Raw genomic sequence first — 18,828 nt, 5'->3', positions numbered from 1 at the left:
GGTCATGCCGCCGGTCGCGACCGGTCGGCCGCCCCCGCGAGGTTGCGCTCGATGACGGCGCGCAGATGGGCGCGGTCGAAGGGCTTGCCGACGTGGTCATCGACGCCGGCCGCCCGGAGCGCCCGGACCTGCTCGGGCAGGACATGGGCCGTCATCGCGATGATCGGCACCGCGCCGAGCGCACCGTCGAGGCCGCGGATCGAGCGCGTCGCCGCGATGCCGTCCATCACCGGCATCTCAACGTCCATCAGCACGAGATCGTAGGCCTGCGCCCGGACCAGGGCCACGGCCTCCTGGCCGTTGCAGGCGACGGAGACGCGGTACCCCATCGCCTCCAGAACCATCTGGGCGATCTCGCGGTTGATCGCCCCGTCCTCGACGAGGAGCAGGTGCGCGCGCTGCGCCCCGTCCGCCGCGGCCGCGTGCGGCGGAGCCGCCAGGATCGACCGTTCGAGCGCCGGGGCGTCCGTCGCCGCGCGCGGGAGGACCACGTCGAACCAGAAGGTCGAGCCCGCGCCGTCGCGGCTGTCCAGCCCCATGGTACCGCCCATCGTCTCGATCAGGCCCTTGGCGATCGCGAGCCCCAGTCCCGTGCCGCCGAAGCGCCGGGTCGTGGAGCTGTCGGCCTGGGCGAAGCGGGTGAAGAGCCGCGCCTGCGCGTCGACCGGGATCCCGATCCCGGTGTCGCGGACGGCGACCCGCAGAGCGACGCCATCCGGGCTCGGCGTCTGCGTGAGCGCGACCGTCACGGAGCCGCGGTGCGTGAACTTGACCGCGTTGTTGACGAGGTTCAGCAGCACCTGCCTCAGCCGCGTCTTGTCCCCGATGAGGGGCTGATCCGTGCCCGCGTCGCTGTCCCAGCGCAGGTCGAGGCCCTTGCGCTCGGCGGTTCCGGCGACGAGGGCCACGGTCTCCTCCACGAGCGCGCGCGGCGAGAACGGCGCAGCCTCCAGCGCGACGCCATCCGCCTCGATGCGCGCGTAGTCGAGGATGTCGTTGACCACCGTCGTCAGGACCTCGCATCCGACCCGCATCTGGTCGACGCAGCGCTGCTGGCTCGGGGTCAGGGTGGGGTCGTCGCGGAGCAGGTCACCGAAGCCCACGATGGCGTTCAGCGGGGTGCGAACCTCGTGGCTCATCGTGGCCAGGAAGTCGCTCTTGGCCCGCTCACCGGCCTCGGCACGCGCCTGTGCCGCTTCGGCCCGGTCGCAGGCATCGGCGAGTTCCGCGGTCCGGTCGGACACGCGACGCTCGAGATCGACATTGGCGAGTGCCAGGGCTTGGTCGCGTTCACCCAGGCGCGCCAGCAGCGAGGTCAGCGCGTCCGTCAGCTCGGCGATCTCCCGGTAGCCGCGCGGCTTCGGCAGGCGGGCATCGCCGGTGGACGTGTCGATGCCGCTGGCCGCCTTGGCCAGCGCGCGAAGCGGATGGGCGAGGCGCTCCGCCGCCGACCAGCCCAGCAGCGCGAACAGGAGCGTGAAGGCCACCCCGCCGAGCATCAGCCGGTTGATGATCGGATCGGAGATCGCCTTCGCCACCTCGACGGGCTGCCGCACCAGGACCGTCCAGGGCAGGGTCGGCTGATCGATCGAGGGGCTGCCGCGGCTCGCGCCGGTGAAGTAGTCACCACCGTCGGGCCACGTTCCGCGCGCGCTCGCGAGTTCGGCGCCGGTCGTCAGCGCCGGCAGAGCGGGCAGGACGGCGTCGATGCGCCGGCCGGCCTGATCGCCGGGGCCGAGGATGACGGTGCCGTCGCCGGCGAGGATGAGCACCTCGACGCTCGGCTCGCGCCTCAGAGCCTTGGCGATGGCCGCCCGGCTCATCTCGCGCATCCACGTGATGCTGAGATGGCCGCCGACCACGCCGATCCGGTCTCCGGACGCGTCGCGGAGCGGCATCGCGACGTCGATGAAGCGCCAGGGCTCCCCGTAGGGGAGCGCCGGCAGGCGTTTCGCGAGGAGCTTCGCGTCGTGGACGTCGATGACGGCCGGGGCCTCGATGCCCCTCTGGAACCACGGGCGCGCGGCCACGCTCTCCCCCTCCAGCATGCCGCCGGTACTGGCCACGACGGTGCCGGACCGGTCCGCGAAACCGATCCAGGCATAGGCGGGGAAACTCTCGCGCAGGGCATCGACCCACGCGCGCTGCGCTTCGGGCCTCGTGGCGTTCGTCCGGGCGACCGCCGACAGCACGGCCATGTCGCCGAGCCGCTCGGCGATGTTGGCGTCGATGATCTGGCGCAGATGCTCCGCGAGTTCGGCGATGTGCGCCTCGGCGCGGATCTGCACGCGCGCGGCGACGAATTGCGAGACCAGGGTCGTGGCGGCGGCCGTCAGGAGCAGCGCTCCGGCGGCGAAGACGAGGGCGAGGAGGGTGCGCAGCCGCATGATGCATCGGGCCCGGGACGCCCGATCGTCGCACGCGGGCGGTTAATGCGAGGCTGTTGAGGTCCGGACAATCCGGATTGCCGAACGGAAACAGCGCTCTCGATCCCGCAGGAGAACCGCCGAATAGAGATCGATACATCGAAGGTCGGTCTGCGGATCCGTATCGACGTGTCGGCGGCCTCGGCGGCTGCCAGATCCGGGGCGCGGACGGCGTGACTCAGGTCCGGATGTGCTCCCACACCTTCGAGATGACGACCGAGCCCTCGCCGACCGAGGCCGCGACGCGCTTGACGGAGCCGGCCCGCACATCGCCGACCGCGAAGATGCCGGGATGCGACGTCGCGTAGGGAGACTGGGCGCCGATCGCGTCTCCCGTCAGGACGAACCCGTGGCTATCGAGGTCGACGAGCCCGGACAGCCAGCCCGTATTGGGCGCGGCGCCGACCATGACGAACACGGCACAGGTCGGGACCTCGCGCGTCGTTCGATCGGCGAGGGTGCGGATCGTGACCGCTTCGAGGTGGGTGTCGCCGTGCAGGGCCGTGAGTTCGGCGCCGTACTCGATGGTGATCGACGGCTCCGCTTCCAGCCGGCTCGACAGGTAGCTCGACATGGAGGTCGCGAGCGACGGCCCGCGCACGAGCAGGCGCACGTGCCGGGCGGATCGGCTGAGATACATCGCCGCCTGCCCCGCCGAGTTGCCACCGCCGACGATGATCGCCTCGGCATTCCTGCAGTAGCGGGCCTCGATCTCGGTCGCCGCGTAGTAGATGCCGGCCCCCTCGAACGACTCCAGGCGCGGGATCGGCAGTCTCCGGTACTGAACGCCGGTCGCGACGACCACGGCCTGACCGCGGACCCGCCGACCGTTGTCGAAGGTCGCGCAGAAGGCGCCGTCCGCGAGCCGCTCCAGCTTCGCAACGCGCCGCGGCATCGCGAACCGCGTGCCGAATTTCATCGCCTGGACCTCTCCGCGCCAGACGAGATCGGCTCCCGAGATGCCGGTCGGGAATCCCATGTAGTTCTCGATCCGGCTCGAGGTGCCGGCCTGACCGCCGATCGCCACGTCCTCGATCACCAGCGCGCGGAGCCCCTCCGCGCCGGCGTAGACGCCGGCGGCCACCCCGGCCGGGCCACCGCCCACGATCAGGACGTCGAAGACCTCGTCGTCCACGAGGCTATAGTCCAGGCCGAGCAACCGCGCGACCTTGGCGGGGGTCGGATCGGCCACGACGACGCCCCGACCGAAGATGACGGCCGGCCGCTCGGCCGCGATCGCGCAGCTCTCGGCCACGCTCGCCGCCTCCGGGCTGCCAAGGGGATAGGACCTGTAGGGAAGGCGGTTGCGGCTCGCGAACTCCGCGATCCGCCGCACGCTCCGGTCCCCGTCCTCGCCGATGAGCACCAGCGTGCCGTCATGCGAGTCGAGCTGCCGCCGTCGCCGTGCGGCGAGGACCGTGATGATGATGTCCGACATCTCCGGGATCTCGGACATCAGGCGCAGCATCGCCGGACGCGGCACCTCGGTGACGGCGGTATCGGCGCTCGCCCGCATCGGCATCGACCAGACGCCGCCGTTCAGGAACGAGATCTCGCCCATGAACTGGGTCGGCCCGAGCGTCGAGGGCAGATGCCGCTCGTCGGTGAACGGGTTGACCACTTCGATCTCGCCGGCCTCGACATAGTAGAAGCGGTCGGCCAGGTCGCCGGCGCGCACTAGGAAGGTGCCGGCCGGGTAGTGCCTCACGACCCCGAGGCCCCGAAGCGCCGCGACATGCGATGCGGCGAGCGGGATGCGCTGCATCTCCCCCAGGTCACGACCGATCGATTCCATGGATCGTCCCCATCGCGAGTCGCGCGCGGCGGCGCAGCATCGATGGCCGGGCCGCGGGAGGCAAGATCCGCGTCCTCGCGTCCGCCGGCACCGCGGACCGGGGCCTATTCCTGGAATGATCGACGTCGCGGGTGCGCGCTCCTGAACCGGCGCGGCCGCAGAGTCGGCCGGCGCGGATCTCTCCGGATTGCGACGCGCGCGGATCAGTGTTCGCGCGCGTGTGCCGGAGCACGGTCGACGATCTTGGGCCGTGAGAATTTACCGGCACGTCGAGAGATCAATATTCCCGTAGAGGCTCCCATGGCTGATGCTGCTGCGATCCGCGAGACGATACGCCTCGACGAAGGCGACGTGATCGTCCTGCTCCCCGGCAACCTGTCCCCGACGAGCATCGGCCTGCTCCAGGCCAAGCTCGACGGCCTGGCCGCGGACCTGAACGCGCGCTGCCTGGAGGACAGTCGCGCTTCCCTGTCGGGACTGGCCGGGCTCGCCGCCTTCCTCGCCAACTGAGGTAGCGCCGACGGCGCACTCAGTGCAGGTGAAGGGCCTTGAGCGCCTGCCGCACCCGTTTCTCCCCGCAGGGCTTGGCGATGAAATGGGCCTCCTCGGGCAGCAGCGTCGCCTCGCGCGGATCGCAGCCCGAGCAGACGATGATGCGGGTCTCCGGCCAGCGTGCCCGGACGGCGTGCGCCAGATCGCAGCCGTCCATGGCGCCGGGCATGTTGATGTCGGTGTAGAGCAGGACGGCCCCGTCGTAAGCCTCCAGATGCTGGAGCGCGCCGTGGGCATGTTCCGCCTCCAGCACCTCGAATCCCAGCGTCGTCAGCATGTCGGCTGCGACGCGGCGGCTGAACTCTTCGTCCTCGGCGAGGACGGCGATGGGGCGAGGTCCTGACATACATCAGAAACTGCACCGACGGGCGCCTGTTTCAGCGTTGCCGCAGATTTTCAGACCGGCGCGGCCGGACGGTGGGCACGCGGGACGGGCGCGCTCGGAACGGGCGAGGCCCGGTAAGTGCGGGTCGTCGTCCGGGATCGGAGCGCGCCGTCCGGACGCCGTCGCGGCGCGTGAGCGCTCACCCGGAACGCGGCGCGTCGCGAGTGGAGGAATGACCGGCGCGGAGCCCGACCACACCCTGTTCGACCGGGTCCCGGTCCGCCGGACCGGACCGCGGGACGGCCGGTCGCGGCTCCTCGCGATCGCATCCCGCGACCGATGCGACGGGCCCGGCGCCACCGGCGGGGCGGGCCGTCCGCCGCCCACCGCGTCGGCTCAGCGCTCCGACCGCGCGGCTCCGGCGGAACGCCGCGCTCCGAGATCCGGCCAATCGTCGCCGCGGTCGGTCCGGCCCTGGAGCGCTGTCGGCGAGATCAGAAATGGATGAGACGAGGCTTCTCTCCCGAAGAGTCGAGCACGCATCTCCGCTGTTGCATCGGTTCCTCCCAGTGGATGCGTCGTGCTTCCTGCCGCCTGCGCGCCCGCGGAGATTCCAGGACTGAAATCCAGGTTATTCCGCCGGATCCGTTGTCGGACGAGGCGTCTCAGCCCGCGTAGAGACGGCCGTATCCTGTAGGGCGAAACCTGACTTATGATGGTTGCAACGGTTTGCTAAGGTTGATGGTTACTGCTCGCGAAAAGCGTGGAGAGCTCGATGTACGCCTCGGTTCTGGGTGATCCGGAGATATCGGTTGAGCCTCCGGATGTCGGTCCGACGCCTGAGGCCCTCATCCTCCGCGAGCACATCCGCCGGATCCTGCGCAAGCTTCCGCGCCCCGCGGCCAGTGCTCAGTACAGCTGAAGGGAGCGGAGCACGACGCCGTCGGCGGTGTGGATCTCCACGCACCAGCGTTCGTCAGGATCGGGCAATTCGCCCCGCGCGTGCATCTCGGCGATCAGCTGCGTCGCCTCGGCCACGGCGACCTCGATCGAGCTTGCCAGCACGCCCTCCTCGTCCTCGATGACCTCGCTCGGTCCCCTCAGGCGGAAATGGTACCGCTCTACCATGTCGCTCCTGCTCACACCGTCGGCACAGCACTCCAACAACGCGAGGGTAACATCGAATGGTCGGATAAAGCCAAGCTGGCATGCCAAGTCGGCGCCGACCGGGGCGGAGTGCGTCCGAGCCGGCACGTGTTCCTGCCTGTGATCTGCGGGGATGTCGGGGGCAAGCCCGGGGCTGGCCGACGCAGGTTGTTGCGCCGGTCAAGCTCTTAACGCGGCTGGCCTTTTTCAGGCGCATGGTGCGGGCATGTCCCAGTGCCCGACGAGCCCGCCATGCATTTCGAGATCCGCGCGACCGACACCCGTCTGTGGACCTGGGTGCTCCTCGATGCGACGCAGATGCCGGTCCTGACATCGGACCGGACCTTCCCTTCCGAGGCGCAGGCCTCGGCGGCCGCGCTGGCGTTCGCCAAACTCGTGACGCGGGCCGGCAGGACCCTGACCGCAGCGCCGCCGGGCGGCCTGCTCTGAGGCGAATGCTGTTCTCCGGCGCGATCAGGGTCGATCGGTGACGCCTGACGCAACCCTGCAGCGCCATGTCGCGGCGCGACGATCGCCGCGTCACGCGGCGGGTCGAGGGACCGCAGCTCGAAGTTCGCGATGAGACCCTTCTGCTTCTCCTCGAGATGGTACGTGACGGGGTGGGCCACGAAGGCGCCGAGACGGACCGTCGGCCCGCCGGACGCCGTCGCCGGCGCCGCGTCGGCCCGCGCCAGCAACGTCCCCACGCGCTCCGGACGGTGTCTGACAGCAGATCCTGCTTGCTGCGGGATATGATCGTCGAGCGAGGCCGCCTGGATCCCGGCCTCGGCGGAAAGCCCAGGGTCATCGCCGCGTAGCCGGACGATAGACCAGCCGGGACATGGTCATACGCGGCGGCGAGCGTGTCCATCCGCGCGAGATCGCGGAGGTCGTCTTCCGGCATCCGCGGATCCAGGATGTCCGTCTTCGGGGTCCCCGACTCGATATTCGGGGCGGAGCTGTGCGCCTGGATCAGGCTGCGCGACGGTGAGACCTCGTCGGAGCAGGCGGTGCGCGCGTCCTGACGATCGCCCGGATCCCGCGCATGCTGCCGCCGGTCGGCGACGTGATGGATTCGACCTCCGGTGGAGCGCGGTCGTTGCTGCGAGCGCCGCGAGCGGACATGCTGGCGCGCGACATCATCGAGGCGGCGTATCAGTGTCGGCATGGCCACAGGGCGGCGGCGAGATGGCCGCGCGCATCCGCGACTTCGCTTGGGAGCGGACCCCGCTGGGGCCGTCCGCCCGCTGGCCGGAGCGCCTCAAGGTGATGGTCGAGCAGGTGCTCGCCAGCCCGCTGGTCGCGTCCCTCGTCTGCGGGCCCGAGCGCCTCCTGATCTACAACGATGCCGCCGCCCGGCTCTACGGCGCCCGGCACCCGGAGGGCCTCGGCCGGCCGCTCGCGCGCACGTTCCCGGAGGGGTGGGGGACGGTGGCGGCCTTCTACGCGCGCGCCTTCGCGGGCGAGGCCGTACAGGTGGCCGGTCAACCGCTGGACACCCGCGGCGCCGCGGAGGACGTCTTCGACGCGCTCCTGGTGCCGGTGCGCGACGCCGACGGGCAGGTGATGGCCGTCCACATGACCGGCTTCGAGATCGGTGAGCGGCTGCGCACCGAGGCCAAGTTGCGGATGAGCGAGGCCCGGTACCGCCGCCTCTTCGACGCCATCGACGAGGGCTTCTGCACCATCGAGGTCCTGGTCGACGCGGCCGGGCAGGCGGTCGACTACCGATTCCTGTCCGTGAACGCGGCCTTCGAGCAGCAGACCGGGCTCAGCGACGCGGTCGGCCGGACGGTCCGGGCGCTGGCGCCCGACCTCGAGCGACACTGGTTCGAGACCTACGGCCGGATCGTGCGCACCGGCAAAGCCGAGCGCTTCGAGGACCGCGCCGACGCGCTCGGGCGCTGGTACGAGGTCTACGCCTTCCCGATCGGGGCGCCGGAACGGCGGCAGGTCGGGGTGCTGTTCAAGGACATCCTCCAGCGCAAGCGCGCCGAAGACCGGCTGCGCGCGAGCGAGGAGCGGTTCCGCGCCCTCGTCACCGCCAGTTCGGACGTCATCTACCGCATGAGCCCGGACTGGAGCGAGCTGCGCGTCCTGGAGGGCCGCGGCTTCCTGGTCGATACCGTCACCCCGAACGACGACTGGCTGAGCGCCTACATCGACCCAGCCGACCAGCCGCGCCTGCGCGAGGCGATCCAGCGGGCGATCCGATCCAAGACGATGTTCGAGCTGGAGCATCCCGTCCGGCAGGCGGACGGGAGCCGGGGCTGGGCGCTGTCCCGGGCCGTGCCGCTGCTCGACGATGACGGCGAGATCCGCGAATGGTTCGGCGCCGCCAGCGACGTGACCGCGCGCAAGCGGGCGGAGGACGACCTGCGCGCGAGCGAGGAGCGGTTCCGCGGGCTGGTCGAGGGGTTCGGTCAGTTCAGCTGGGAGGCCTCGGCCGAGGGCCTCATCGAGGCCGACAGTCCGGGCTGGCGCGCGTTCACCGGGCAGCGCCTGGACGAGTGGCTCGGGCGCGGCTGGGTCCACGCGATCCACGCCGACGACCGGGCGCTCACGGAAGCGAAGTGGCGGCAGGCGGTCGCGACGCGGACGGCGGTCGATCACGAGTACCGCCTGTGGCACGCCGCGAGCGCGTCGTGGCGGTGGTCGAACGTCCGCGCGGTGCCGATTACGAACCCGGACGGGTCGATCCGCAAGTGGTCGGGCGTGAACATCGACGTCACGGATCACCACAGATTGCTGGCGCGGCAGGAGGTGCTGATCAACGAGCTGCAGCACCGCACGCGCAACCTGCTCGGTGTCGTGAGTGCCGTGGCTGGCAGGACGCTGCGGGAGGGCAGCCCGGTCGAGGCGTTCGAGGCGCGGCTGCAGGCGCTCAGCCGCGCGCAGGGCCTGCTCAGCCAGTACGGCAGCGACACGGTCGAGGTGGGCGCACTGGTGCGGGCCGAACTGGCCGCCTACGTCGACGGCGCGGCCGGGCGCATGACCGTCGCCGGCCCCGAGGTGCATCTGAGCGCGCGGCAGGTGCAGAACTTCGCCCTGGCCGTCCATGAACTGACCACGAACGCGGTCAAGCACGGGGCGCTCAAGACCGGGATCGGCCATCTCAGCGTCACCTGGGAGATCGTGCGCGACCGGCGCGAGCGCCGCCGACTGGCCCTGAGCTGGATCGAGACCGGCCTGCCCGAGCAGGGGGCGCGCGTGACCCGTCGCGGCTATGGGACCGAGCTGATCCAGGAAGCGCTGGCCTACGCCCTGGGTGCCAAGGTCGATTACGCGCTCGACCGCGACGGCGTGCGCTGCCGCATCGAGATGCCCGTGTCTTAGCCCGTGAGACGGCCTGGATGCCCGCGCGCAGTCGGATCGCGGTCCTTTCCGCCGCCGACGCGCTCCGCGCGGGGCGTCCCGTATCTACTCGCCACGGACGAGGCGACGCCGATGCGGCCGGTAGCCGCTCTCCCCGGCCGATCCAACGGCCGGGAAGGCCCCGGTGCCGGGAGATCCCGCGGCTCCCGCGCACCACCTGCCGGCCGCGGTCGCCAGGATCGGTCGGGATGTCTCGGACTGACCAGGTCGTGGGATCCGGCGGGCCGTTTTCAACCCATGCCCGTCGGATCCTGCGGCGCGCCCCTGCCGCTGAGAACCGCTGCCACCGCGCGATTGCAACCTGCGGTCACAATCTCGTCTAAAGTAGAGTTCCCGCGCCGTCGGATTCGGGCGATCCCATCATCCGCCGGTTGAAGGCACACTTCTTCATGCTCGATATCACAAATTTGAGACCACTGAACGGACACTCAGCAGGAAACTGGGTGAGATAAATTTTAATCAATTCGCCTATATTTTGCGCGACTTGCTCATGACTGCGCATCCAGACTTGCCCGCCCGGGCCCTGGATACCGGAGCCTGAAAGTCTGCCCTATGAAAATGACGATCCAACTGCGGCTCGTGGCGCTGCTCGGCGGCCTCGGCCTGGTCCTGCTCGCGACAGCCGCGCTGGGAAATTTCGCGCTATATTGGAGTCATCAAAGCCTCAAAACCGTATTCGATGACCGGGTCGTCTGTCTTCGGCAATTCAGCACCATTCGTGACGCCTATGATGACCTGATCGATGCCTCGCGCCTGCTGCGCAACAAGCAGATCGAGCCCGCCCGGGCCAGGGACAAGATCGAGCGCGATCTCTCGAAGCTCCACACCGAGTGGTCGGCCTACCTGGCGACCTACCTGACTCCGGAGGAGGATGTCCTCGCCAAGGACCTGCAGGGGCGCATCGATCGGAACGACACGATCGCCGCCGAGATCCTCAAACGCGTCGCCGCCGGTGCCGGCTCGGATTTCGAGGCCACGCATGCGGATCTGCTGAAGAGCATGCAGGCCACCAACGCGACGCTGAGCAAGCTGACCGCGCTGCAGGTCCGGGAAGCCGAGGCAGAATACCGCCGCTCCGAGACGACCGCCGGCTGGTCGCGCCTCGCGCTCCTGGCCGCGCTCGTCCTCGCCGCGCTCAGCATCGCCTACGGCGTCTACGTGATCGTCCTGCAGGTCGCCCGCCCGCTCGGCAACCTCGTCGGCGTGCTGCAGCGGATGGCCCGCGGCGAGGTCGACGCGGAGATCCGCGAGGCCGGCCGCGGCGACGAGATCGGCGCCGTCGGCAAGGCGGTCGAGGGCATCAAGGCCATGGTCGCCCGCAAGGCCGCCGAGGAGGCCGAGGTCAAGCGCCTGGCCGACGCGGCCGCCGCCGCCGAGCGGAAGCGCACCATGATCGAGCTCGCCGACGGCTTCGAGCGCGCCGTCGGCGGCATCGTCGGCCTGGTCTCGTCCTCGGCCACCGAGCTCCAGGCCACCGCCCAGCAGATGACCGCCACCGCCCAGGAGACCGCCGCGCAATCGACCACCGTGGCCGCCGCAGCGGAAGAGGCCGCCACCAACGTCAACACGGTCGCGGCCGCGGCCGAGGAGCTCGGCTCGTCGGTGCAGGAGATCGGCCGGCAGGTGCAGGGCTCGGCCCATCTCGCCCAGGCCGCGGTGGGCGAGGCCGACCAGACTGCGCACCTCGTCCAGGCGCTCAGCCAGAACGCGGCGCGGATCGGCGACATGGTCGGGATGATCTCGGGCATCGCCGGCCAGACCAACCTCTTGGCGCTCAACGCCACGATCGAGGCGGCGCGCGCCGGCGCGGCGGGGCGGGGCTTCGCGGTGGTGGCCTCCGAGGTGAAGGCGCTGGCCGAGCAGACCGCCAAGGCGACCGAGGAGATCGCGCGCCAGATCGGCGAGGTTCAGGGGGTGACCGCGCAGGCGGTGACGGCGATCGGCGGGATCACGGGGCGGATCCGGGAGATCGACGGCGTGGCGACGTCGATCGCGGCGGCGGTGGAGCAGCAGGGTGCGGCGACCCAGGAGATCGTGCGCAACGTGGCGCAGGCCTCGACCGGCGCCGGCGAGGTGACGGGCAACATCGCGGGCGTGGCGCAGGCCTCGGAGGAGACGGGGGCCGCGGCCGGTCAGGTCCTGTCGGCGGCCTCGGAGCTGTCGCGGCAATCCGAGCATCTCCGCGCCGAAGTCGCACGCTTCCTCGCCACCGTCCGCGCCGCTTGACCCATCCCTCTCGTCGCTCTGGTGCGCAACGAGGCGGCCCAGCTTCGAGGTTCGCCTCCGCCTCCTCGACGAGCGGAAGCGGACCGGCAGAGATCGACCCGTGCGCTCATCCGGGCCGTGATCGGCGGCCCCGAGGGCGGCTGTGTCAGGCTGGCAACGATGTATTAGTCGATTGTGTGCGATCTATATGCCGGGCGGCGCAGCGGCCGCCCCGAGGCCAACCGCGGAGCGGCTCGGACCACCATCTGTCGGAGCCGACCGCCACGCTCTGTTTTCCGGCCCAGACACGATCACCGAACTCCGCGCGCTCGACGGTAAGGGTCTGAACATCTGCGAAGCGCCGGAAGCTGGGCATGCACTGAGATAACAGCCCGAGTCTATGAGTTCGCCTTTTGCTCCCGCGCCAGAGAAGGGCGACAGATGAGGGCCGGGATGGCAGCGATGTTCGGATCACCTGATCGGTCATACCCCGCTCTCGTCACGTCACTGGTCGTTCTAGCTCTCGCGATCGCCTCGGGCGGGGCCATCTTGATCTCCGACATGTACGGCCAGGCGCTGCAGGATACCGAGCGCAACCTCGTCGGCCTCTCCACGATCCTCGCTGATCAGGCCGACCGTTCGCTCCAGGCCCTCGAGATCGTTCAGGAAGCCATCATCGAGGATATGGCCGGCGCAAAGGTAGCCACTCCTTCGCAGTACGCTGCGGCGGCAAGCCGACACGACTTACATGAGGCACTCAAAGCGCGCGTCGCCGCCTTGCCGCAGGTCAACGCGGTCACGATTATCGATCACACCGGCCAGCTCCTGAACTTCAGCCGCTTCTGGCCGATCCCGAACGTCAACATCGCAGATCGTGATTACTTCAAGGCGCTCGCTTCGGACCCGAAGCTGCAACGCTTCATCAGCCAGCCGGTCCAGAACCGCGGCGACGGTGCCTGGACGATCTACATCGCGCGGAAGGTCACGGCGCCCGACGGAACGTTCCTCGGCCTCGTGCTCGGCGCAATCGAGCTCGGCTATTTCGAACGACTGTACCGGCAGATCGCGCCGACCGACGACGCCGTGGTCTCGGTCTTCCGCCACGACGGGATGCTGCTCGTCCGTCACCCCTATCGGGAAAACGTGATCGGCAAGATCCTGCCGACCACGGGGGCCGCGCTGATCGCCCAGAAGAATCCTCTGGGCGGCGTGATGCGCAACGTGAGCCCCGTCGATGATCAAGAACGCATCATCGCGACGAAGGCGCTCGCCGGCTATCCGCTCATTCTCAGCATCAGCCGCACGACAGAAGCGTGCCTGGCCCCCTTCCGCCGGCAGGCGCTCGCGGTCGGTTCAGCAACAGCCCTCCTCCTGGTGTGCATCGCGGCGCTGTTTCAACTCTTTCTTCGGGGGGCGAGCGCCGAGCGGCGGATCGCGAGCGCCGAAGAACGTGCCCGCAGCGAGCGCGACTTACGGGCCCATTACGAGCGGTTCGGCGTCGCGCTCGACAACATGGTCCAGGGACTATGCCTGTTCGACGTCGACGAGCGGCTCGTCATCTTGAATGAGCGCTTCGCCACGCTCTACGCGATCCCCGATCAACTTCGGCAACCCGGCACGAAAGCCAAGGATCTGCGCGGGTTCGTGCTGGCGCAGCACCGCGACGCGGGGGGGCCTGGGACGAAGTGCTGACGCCACCATCGCCCCGGGCCCCTTCGGACACGGCGAGCGTCGTTCACATGACCGACGATCGGGACATCAGCGTCCTCCGCGTTCTCCTTCCGGACGGAGGCTGGATTTCGACGCATGAGGACATCACGGAGCGCCGCCGGAGCGAAGCGCGCCTGCGCTTCCTCGCGCGGCACGACGTTCTGACCCAATTGCCGAACCGCCTGCATTTCGAGGAGGTCGTCGAACGCGAGCTGGCAGTGCGCGCCGATCGAGCCGAGGCAGTGGCCCTTCTCTGCCTCGATCTCGACGGCTTCAAGCAGGTCAACGATCTCTTCGGTCATCCGGCCGGGGACCGCCTGCTGATCGAGGTCGCCGCGCGCCTGAAGGCATTGATCGGCGCGCGCGGCGCGGTCGCGCGCCTCGGCGGCGACGAATTCGCGGTGCTGGCGACAGATCTCGCCGCCGGGCAAGCTGCCGCGCGGGCCCAGGCTATCATCGATGCGATCTCAGCGCCCTACGCGGACGGCGAGCTGAGGTATTCCATCAGTTGCAGCGTCGGCATCGCCCTCTTCCCGCATGATGGCGACACCTACGACGCGGTGCTGTCCGCTTCCGATATGGCGCTCGTGCGCGCCAAGAAGGAAGGCAAGGGAACCTACCGCTTCTTCGAGGCGGATATGGACAAGGCGGCTTTCGAGCGGCAACGATTGGCTCTGGACCTGCGCGCGGCCATCGGGACGGGGCAGTTCGCGCTGCATTACCAGCCCCAGTTCAGGATCGCCGCCGATCGCGCCTGCGGCTTCGAGGCGCTCCTGCGATGGACCCATCCGACCGGCGGGCCGATTTCGCCGGCGCAGTTCATACCGCTGGCAGAGGAGACAGGGGCGATCCTCCCACTCGGCGAGTGGGTGCTCCGTGAGGCCTGCCGCGAGGCTGCGAGCTGGGCGTTGCCCCTCGGCATCGCTGTCAATCTCTCGATCGCGCAGCTGCAGCAAGCTGGCCTGTGCGATGTCGTCGGTGCGGTGCTCGAGGAGACCGGACTGAAGGCCGACCGTCTCGAACTCGAGGTGACCGAGAGCCTCTTCCTGAAGGGGTCGGCACGCGCGCAGGAGGTGCTGCGCGACCTGAAAGCGCTCGGCGTGCGCATCTCGATGGATGATTTCGGCACCGGATACTCATCACTGGCAACGTTGGAAGCTTTTCCGTTCGACAAGATCAAGATCGATCGGTCGTTCGTATGGCAGATCGGCGTGACCAGCAAAGGCGGCGCGATCGTCCGGGCGATCCTGAGTCTCGGCGAGAGCTTGGACATTCCGGTCATCGCGGAGGGCGTCGAGACTGAGGGGCAGGTGGCCTTCTTGCGGCAACACGGTTGTGCAGAGATACAAGGCTATCTGCGCGGCAAACCGCAGCCGATCGCCTCTTACCGCGCGCTTGTCGGTCCCGATCGTGATCTCAAGGTCGCCTAGCGGCGACTTGTGTCCGCCCAACGAGCGGTTCTCGAATACTCCTCGACAGCGAAACCGCTATCGCCAGAGGAAGAAGCCCCGAAGCCCGTCCCGCTTCCCATCGATCCGAGCGACCGGCCTGAGGGAGCATGAGAGGCCCCAAGAACAGGACTTTCCCGCCGGCGCACGCTGATGTCGTCGAATGCGGTGAACAGCGACACTTTCGCGGCTGGCATCATGGCATTGGCCACGGGCGCGCATCGGCCGCGCGGAATCGGAGTCGCACTCTGCCTTGTCAAGCGAGACCGATATCGAAGTCGAATAGCATATCATCAAGGATCGCATCCTGAACTGCGTGCAGGCCCGCTTGTTCTGGAGATGCGGAGGCTCCCGGACCGTGTCCGGTCGTCGCGTCCTGACCGGCCCTTGGCGGTGCCGCCTCGGACCGTCGCGACGCAGCCGCCATGGTCGTGGCGGCGCGGGCATGTCCTGGCTCGATCCGAACCATCCGGATCACCGACGGTTGACCAGATGTCGTCATGACCGAGGTCCTGCCCGGGAGTTCAGATGGCTGACGCCGAGGAGCGGGCGCTCAGATTGCAGGTCGCCAATGCACGCCCCCAGGATTCGGGGCGCGGCATCGCCCGACTCGGCCATGCAGCGCTGACCCAGCTCGGCCTGCGCGAGGGCGACGTTGTCGAGGTCGTCGGCAAGCGCCACACCGCGGCGATCGCGGTCGGTCCCTACGATGAGGACGAGGGCCTGAACCTCGTTCGCCTCGACGGGCTGCAGCGCGTCAACGCCGGCACCGCGAGCGGCGACCATGTCGAGATCCACCCCGCGGAGATCCGGCCGGCCGCCCGCGTCGTCGTCGCGCCGGCTCAGAAGAACATGCGCTTGCAGGGTTCGGGGGAGGCCCTGCGCCGCACGCTGTTCCGGCGGCCGCTGGTTTCGGGCGACGTCATCTCCACATCGACTCAGTCGCGCGCCGCGTCCGACCCGCGCGTTCCACCGGAGCTGCGCCCGTATCTCGAGGGGCCGTCCTACGGCCTGCAGGAGATCCGCCTCGTCGTCGTCGCCACACAGCCCCGCGGCATCGTCTACGTGGCGGAAGGGACACAGATCGAACTCCGGCCGCTCTTCGAGGAGCCGAAGGACGGGCGGCGCGCCGACGTCACCTACGACGATATCGGCGGCCTCGGCGACACCGTCGATCAGATCCGCGAGATGGTCGAGCTGCCCCTGCGCCACCCAGAGCTGTTCCAGCGTCTCGGCATCGATCCGCCGAAGGGCGTGCTGCTGCACGGACCGCCCGGCACCGGCAAGACCCGGCTGGCGCGGGCGGTGGCCAACGAGACCGAGGCCCGGTTCTTCCACATCGCCGGGCCCGAGATCATGGGCAGCCGGTACGGCGAGTCCGAGCAGCGCCTGCGCGAGGTCTTCCAGGAAGCCGCTCAGAGCGCGCCCTCGATCATCTTCATCGACGAGATCGACTCGATCGCCCCGAAGCGCGAGCAGGTGACCGGCGAGGTCGAGCGCCGCATCGTCGCGCAGCTCCTCACGCTGATGGACGGGCTGGAGCCGCGCCAGAACATCGTGGTGATCGGCGCGACGAACCGGCGCGACGCCATCGACGAGGCCCTGCGCCGGCCTGGCCGCTTCGACCGCGAGATCATCATCGGCGTGCCGGACCAGCCGGGCCGGCGCGAGATCCTGGGCATCCACACCCGCGGCATGCCGCTGGCGGAGGATGTCGACCTGGATGAGGTCGCGCGCACCACCTACGGGTTCGTCGGGGCCGATCTCGGCGCGCTGGTGCGCGAGGCCGCCATGGACGCGGTGCGCCGGATCCTCCCGGAGGTGAACCTGCGCGACGGTATCCCGGCGGAGATCCTAGAGGGCCTGAGCGTCCGGCGCGACGACTTCCTCTCGGCGATGAAACGGATTCAGCCGTCGGCGCTGCGCGAGATCATGATCCAGGTGCCGGACGTGACCTGGGACGATGTCGGGGGACTCGCCGAGGCCCAGATGCGCCTGCGCGAGGGCGTCGAGCTGCCGCTGCGGTCGCCGCAGGCCTTCCGCCGCATCGGCATCCGGCCGGCCAAGGGCTTCCTCCTGTTCGGGCCACCCGGCACCGGCAAGACGCTGCTCGCCAAGGCGGTGGCGCGGGAGTCGGACGCGAACTTCGTCGCGACGAAATCCTCCGACCTCCTGTCGAAATGGTACGGCGAATCCGAGCAGCAGGTCTCGCGCCTGTTCCAACGCGCCCGGCAGGTGGCGCCGACGGTGATCTTCATCGACGAGATCGACAGTCTCGCGCCAGCGCGGGGCGGGGGTCTCGGCGAGCCCGCCGTCACGGAGCGCGTCGTCAACACACTCCTGGCCGAGATGGACGGGCTGGAGGATTTGCAGGGGGTTGTCGTGATGGCGGCCACAAACCGCCCGAACCTGCTCGACCAAGCGCTGCTGCGTCCGGGACGGTTCGACGAACTCGTCTATGTGCCGGTTCCGGACATCGCCGGCCGTCGCCGGATCCTGGCCATTCACACGCGGGACATGCCGCTCGCGGAAGATGTCGATCTCGACGTGATTGCCGAGCGGACCGCCCGCTTCACCGGCGCGGATCTGGAAGATCTCACGCGCCGCGCCGGTCTGCTGGCGCTGCGCGAATCGCTGGAGGCGGCCCAGGTGCAGCGTGCACATTTCGAACAGGCTGCCCGTGAGACCCGGCCTTCGGTCATACCCGAGATGGAGCGGGAATACGAGGAGATGCTGCGCACCTTGAAGCAAGAGGGCCCGCAGCGCCAACCGATCGGCTTCCTATCCCCGCGCTGAGGCGGCCCACCAGGCGAAAGGGCGGGCGGCGCCCGAAACGGGATCACGTCAGGGATTTCTTCGAATCGGACGCCGCGTCCGCTGACCAAGGCAGGCCATGCGCGAGCGCCCGTTTCGGCCGAGCGGGCATCCTGGCGCCTACAGCATCGGCAGCCGACGCGGCCGCGGCCCGAGCGGGAACGCCGCGTCGAGCCGGGCGAGCTCGGCATCCGTCAGCGAGAGCGCGCTCGCGCCCGCGTTGTCGGCGGCATGCTCTGGGCTGGACGCCTTGGGGATCGCGAAGGTCGACGGCCTCCGCACGAGAAACCGGAGCGCGACCTGGCGTGCGGTCGCGCCGTGGTTGGCCGCGATACTCTCCAACAGGCGGCCGCCCGGCGTGCGGGGGCCGGGGAAGCTGCCATGACCGAAGGGGCTGTAGGCGACGACGGCGATGCCGTGCGCCTCGCACCAGGGCTGGACCGCGTGCTCGATCGCGCGCTCCTCCAGGTGGTAGAGCACTTGGTTGCAGGCGATGCGGCCCTCGCCGCCGGCTTCCCACGCGGCCTCGAGGTCGGGCACGTCGAAGTTGCTCACCCCCCAGGACAGGATCTTGCCCTGCTCGCGAAGCCGTTCGAAGGCGGTGAAGGTGTCCTCGAGCGGGTGCGGACCGGGCCAGTGCAGGAGGTAGCAGTCCAGCCTGTCGGTGCGCAGACGCGCGAGGGAGCGCTCGCACGCGGCCACCGTCCCGGCGCGCGAGGCGTTGCTGGGGACGACCTTGGAGACGAGGAACACCGCGTCGCGCCGTCCGGCGATCGCCTCGCCGACCACGATCTCGGCGTCGCCGTACATCTCGGCGGTGTCGACGTGGGTCATCCCGAGATCGAGGCCGCGGCGCAGGGCAGCGACCGCGGTGGGCCGGTGCGCGTCGTCGATGTACCAGGTTCCCTGCCCGATCAGCGCCACCTCGTGCGGCACGAGACCGAAGGGACGTCGTTCCATTTGCAACGGCTCCCTTGAACGACGTGTGCTCTGCAGCGCCGGTTCGGGCTGCAGGTCACACCCGGCCGCGGC

At 69.6% G+C, this 18,828-nt stretch carries 12 protein-coding genes and 1 pseudogene; 8 read left to right on the top strand and 5 right to left on the bottom strand.

The features are described from left to right. Positions 1-2 precede the first annotated feature (2 nt). Both J3A75_RS34370 and J3A75_RS34365 read right to left on the bottom strand, forming a co-directional pair. Positions 3-2,387 (bottom strand): hybrid sensor histidine kinase/response regulator, encoded by a 2,385-nt coding sequence (locus J3A75_RS34370; RefSeq protein ID WP_209651256.1) that lies wholly within the window; start codon positions 2,385-2,387, stop codon positions 3-5. Positions 2,388-2,604: 217 nt separating this feature from the next. Then, entirely contained in the window at positions 2,605-4,221 is a 1,617-nt protein-coding gene (locus tag J3A75_RS34365) for an FAD-dependent oxidoreductase (protein WP_209651255.1), read from the bottom strand. Positions 4,222-4,521: 300 nt separating this feature from the next. On the opposite strand from J3A75_RS34365, the gene J3A75_RS34360 reads away from it, so the two are divergent. After that, positions 4,522-4,731 (top strand): hypothetical protein, encoded by a 210-nt coding sequence (locus J3A75_RS34360; RefSeq protein WP_024827396.1) that lies wholly within the window; start codon positions 4,522-4,524, stop codon positions 4,729-4,731. Positions 4,732-4,750: 19 nt separating this feature from the next. Here the strand turns inward: J3A75_RS34360 and J3A75_RS34355 are convergent, their stop codons facing one another. Further along, positions 4,751-5,119 carry a response regulator gene (locus J3A75_RS34355; RefSeq protein WP_012329527.1) on the bottom strand — a complete coding sequence of 123 codons (369 nt, stop codon included), beginning with the start codon at positions 5,117-5,119 and terminating at the stop codon, positions 4,751-4,753. A gap of 888 nt (positions 5,120-6,007) precedes the next feature. Further along, positions 6,008-6,226 carry a DUF6894 family protein gene (locus J3A75_RS34350; RefSeq protein WP_012329528.1) on the bottom strand — a complete coding sequence of 73 codons (219 nt, stop codon included), beginning with the start codon at positions 6,224-6,226 and terminating at the stop codon, positions 6,008-6,010. Positions 6,227-6,496: 270 nt separating this feature from the next. On the opposite strand from J3A75_RS34350, the gene J3A75_RS34345 reads away from it, so the two are divergent. The 7 genes and pseudogenes from J3A75_RS34345 to J3A75_RS34320 all read left to right on the top strand — a co-directional run bounded on the left by J3A75_RS34345 (position 6,497) and on the right by J3A75_RS34320 (position 17,778). Then, positions 6,497-6,694 carry a hypothetical protein gene (locus J3A75_RS34345; RefSeq protein WP_012329529.1) on the top strand — a complete coding sequence of 66 codons (198 nt, stop codon included), beginning with the start codon at positions 6,497-6,499 and terminating at the stop codon, positions 6,692-6,694. A gap of 385 nt (positions 6,695-7,079) precedes the next feature. Further along, positions 7,080-7,263 (top strand): annotated as a pseudogene (locus J3A75_RS37450) (AMP-binding enzyme); the annotation flags it as partial. 169 nt (positions 7,264-7,432) lie between these two features. Continuing rightward, complete coding sequence (locus J3A75_RS34340; protein ID WP_209651254.1) at positions 7,433-9,580, top strand: PAS domain-containing protein; 2,148 nt, start codon at positions 7,433-7,435, stop codon at positions 9,578-9,580. 597 nt (positions 9,581-10,177) lie between these two features. After that, a complete protein-coding gene (locus J3A75_RS34335) occupies positions 10,178-11,845 on the top strand; it encodes a methyl-accepting chemotaxis protein (RefSeq protein ID WP_106427957.1) in 1,668 nt (555 codons plus the stop codon). A 432-nt stretch (positions 11,846-12,277) separates the two neighbouring features. Then, positions 12,278-13,516 (top strand): cache domain-containing protein, encoded by a 1,239-nt coding sequence (locus J3A75_RS34330; RefSeq protein ID WP_209651253.1) that lies wholly within the window; start codon positions 12,278-12,280, stop codon positions 13,514-13,516. Beyond that, on the top strand, positions 13,510-14,964 hold the full coding sequence (locus J3A75_RS37160; protein WP_312892950.1) for a putative bifunctional diguanylate cyclase/phosphodiesterase: 1,455 nt from the start codon (positions 13,510-13,512) through the stop codon (positions 14,962-14,964). Before J3A75_RS34330 ends, J3A75_RS37160 begins: the two co-directional genes overlap by 7 nt. A 546-nt stretch (positions 14,965-15,510) precedes the next feature. Beyond that, positions 15,511-17,778, top strand: a complete 2,268-nt coding sequence (locus tag J3A75_RS34320) for a CDC48 family AAA ATPase (RefSeq protein WP_209651251.1) — start codon at positions 15,511-15,513, stop codon at positions 17,776-17,778. A gap of 138 nt (positions 17,779-17,916) precedes the next feature. On the opposite strand, the gene J3A75_RS34315 is transcribed toward J3A75_RS34320, so the two are convergent. After that, on the bottom strand, positions 17,917-18,756 hold the full coding sequence (locus J3A75_RS34315; protein ID WP_209651250.1) for an aldo/keto reductase: 840 nt from the start codon (positions 18,754-18,756) through the stop codon (positions 17,917-17,919). Positions 18,757-18,828: the final 72 nt, after the last annotated feature.

This window comes from Methylobacterium sp. PvP105 (genome assembly GCF_017876975.1).
GTDB classification, from domain to species: Bacteria; Pseudomonadota; Alphaproteobacteria; order Rhizobiales; family Beijerinckiaceae; genus Methylobacterium; species Methylobacterium radiotolerans.
This window is presented reverse-complemented; position numbering and strand designations above follow the sequence as displayed.

Excerpts from the sequence above, each read along its gene's own strand:
- J3A75_RS34370 (WP_209651256.1), bottom strand. The coding sequence starts at position 2,387 with ATGCGGCTGCGCACCCTCCTCGCCCTCGTCTTCGCCGCCGGAGCGCTG.
- J3A75_RS34365 (WP_209651255.1), bottom strand. The coding sequence starts at position 4,221 with ATGGAATCGATCGGTCGTGACCTGGGGGAGATGCAGCGCATCCCGCTC.
- J3A75_RS34360 (WP_024827396.1), top strand. The coding sequence starts at position 4,522 with ATGGCTGATGCTGCTGCGATCCGCGAGACGATACGCCTCGACGAAGGC.
- J3A75_RS34355 (WP_012329527.1), bottom strand. The coding sequence starts at position 5,119 with ATGTCAGGACCTCGCCCCATCGCCGTCCTCGCCGAGGACGAAGAGTTC.
- J3A75_RS34350 (WP_012329528.1), bottom strand. The coding sequence starts at position 6,226 with ATGGTAGAGCGGTACCATTTCCGCCTGAGGGGACCGAGCGAGGTCATC.
- J3A75_RS34345 (WP_012329529.1), top strand. The coding sequence starts at position 6,497 with ATGCATTTCGAGATCCGCGCGACCGACACCCGTCTGTGGACCTGGGTG.
- J3A75_RS34340 (WP_209651254.1), top strand. The coding sequence starts at position 7,433 with ATGGCCGCGCGCATCCGCGACTTCGCTTGGGAGCGGACCCCGCTGGGG.
- J3A75_RS34335 (WP_106427957.1), top strand. The coding sequence starts at position 10,178 with ATGACGATCCAACTGCGGCTCGTGGCGCTGCTCGGCGGCCTCGGCCTG.
- J3A75_RS34330 (WP_209651253.1), top strand. The coding sequence starts at position 12,278 with ATGGCAGCGATGTTCGGATCACCTGATCGGTCATACCCCGCTCTCGTC.
- J3A75_RS34320 (WP_209651251.1), top strand. The coding sequence starts at position 15,511 with ATGGCTGACGCCGAGGAGCGGGCGCTCAGATTGCAGGTCGCCAATGCA.
- J3A75_RS34315 (WP_209651250.1), bottom strand. The coding sequence starts at position 18,756 with ATGGAACGACGTCCCTTCGGTCTCGTGCCGCACGAGGTGGCGCTGATC.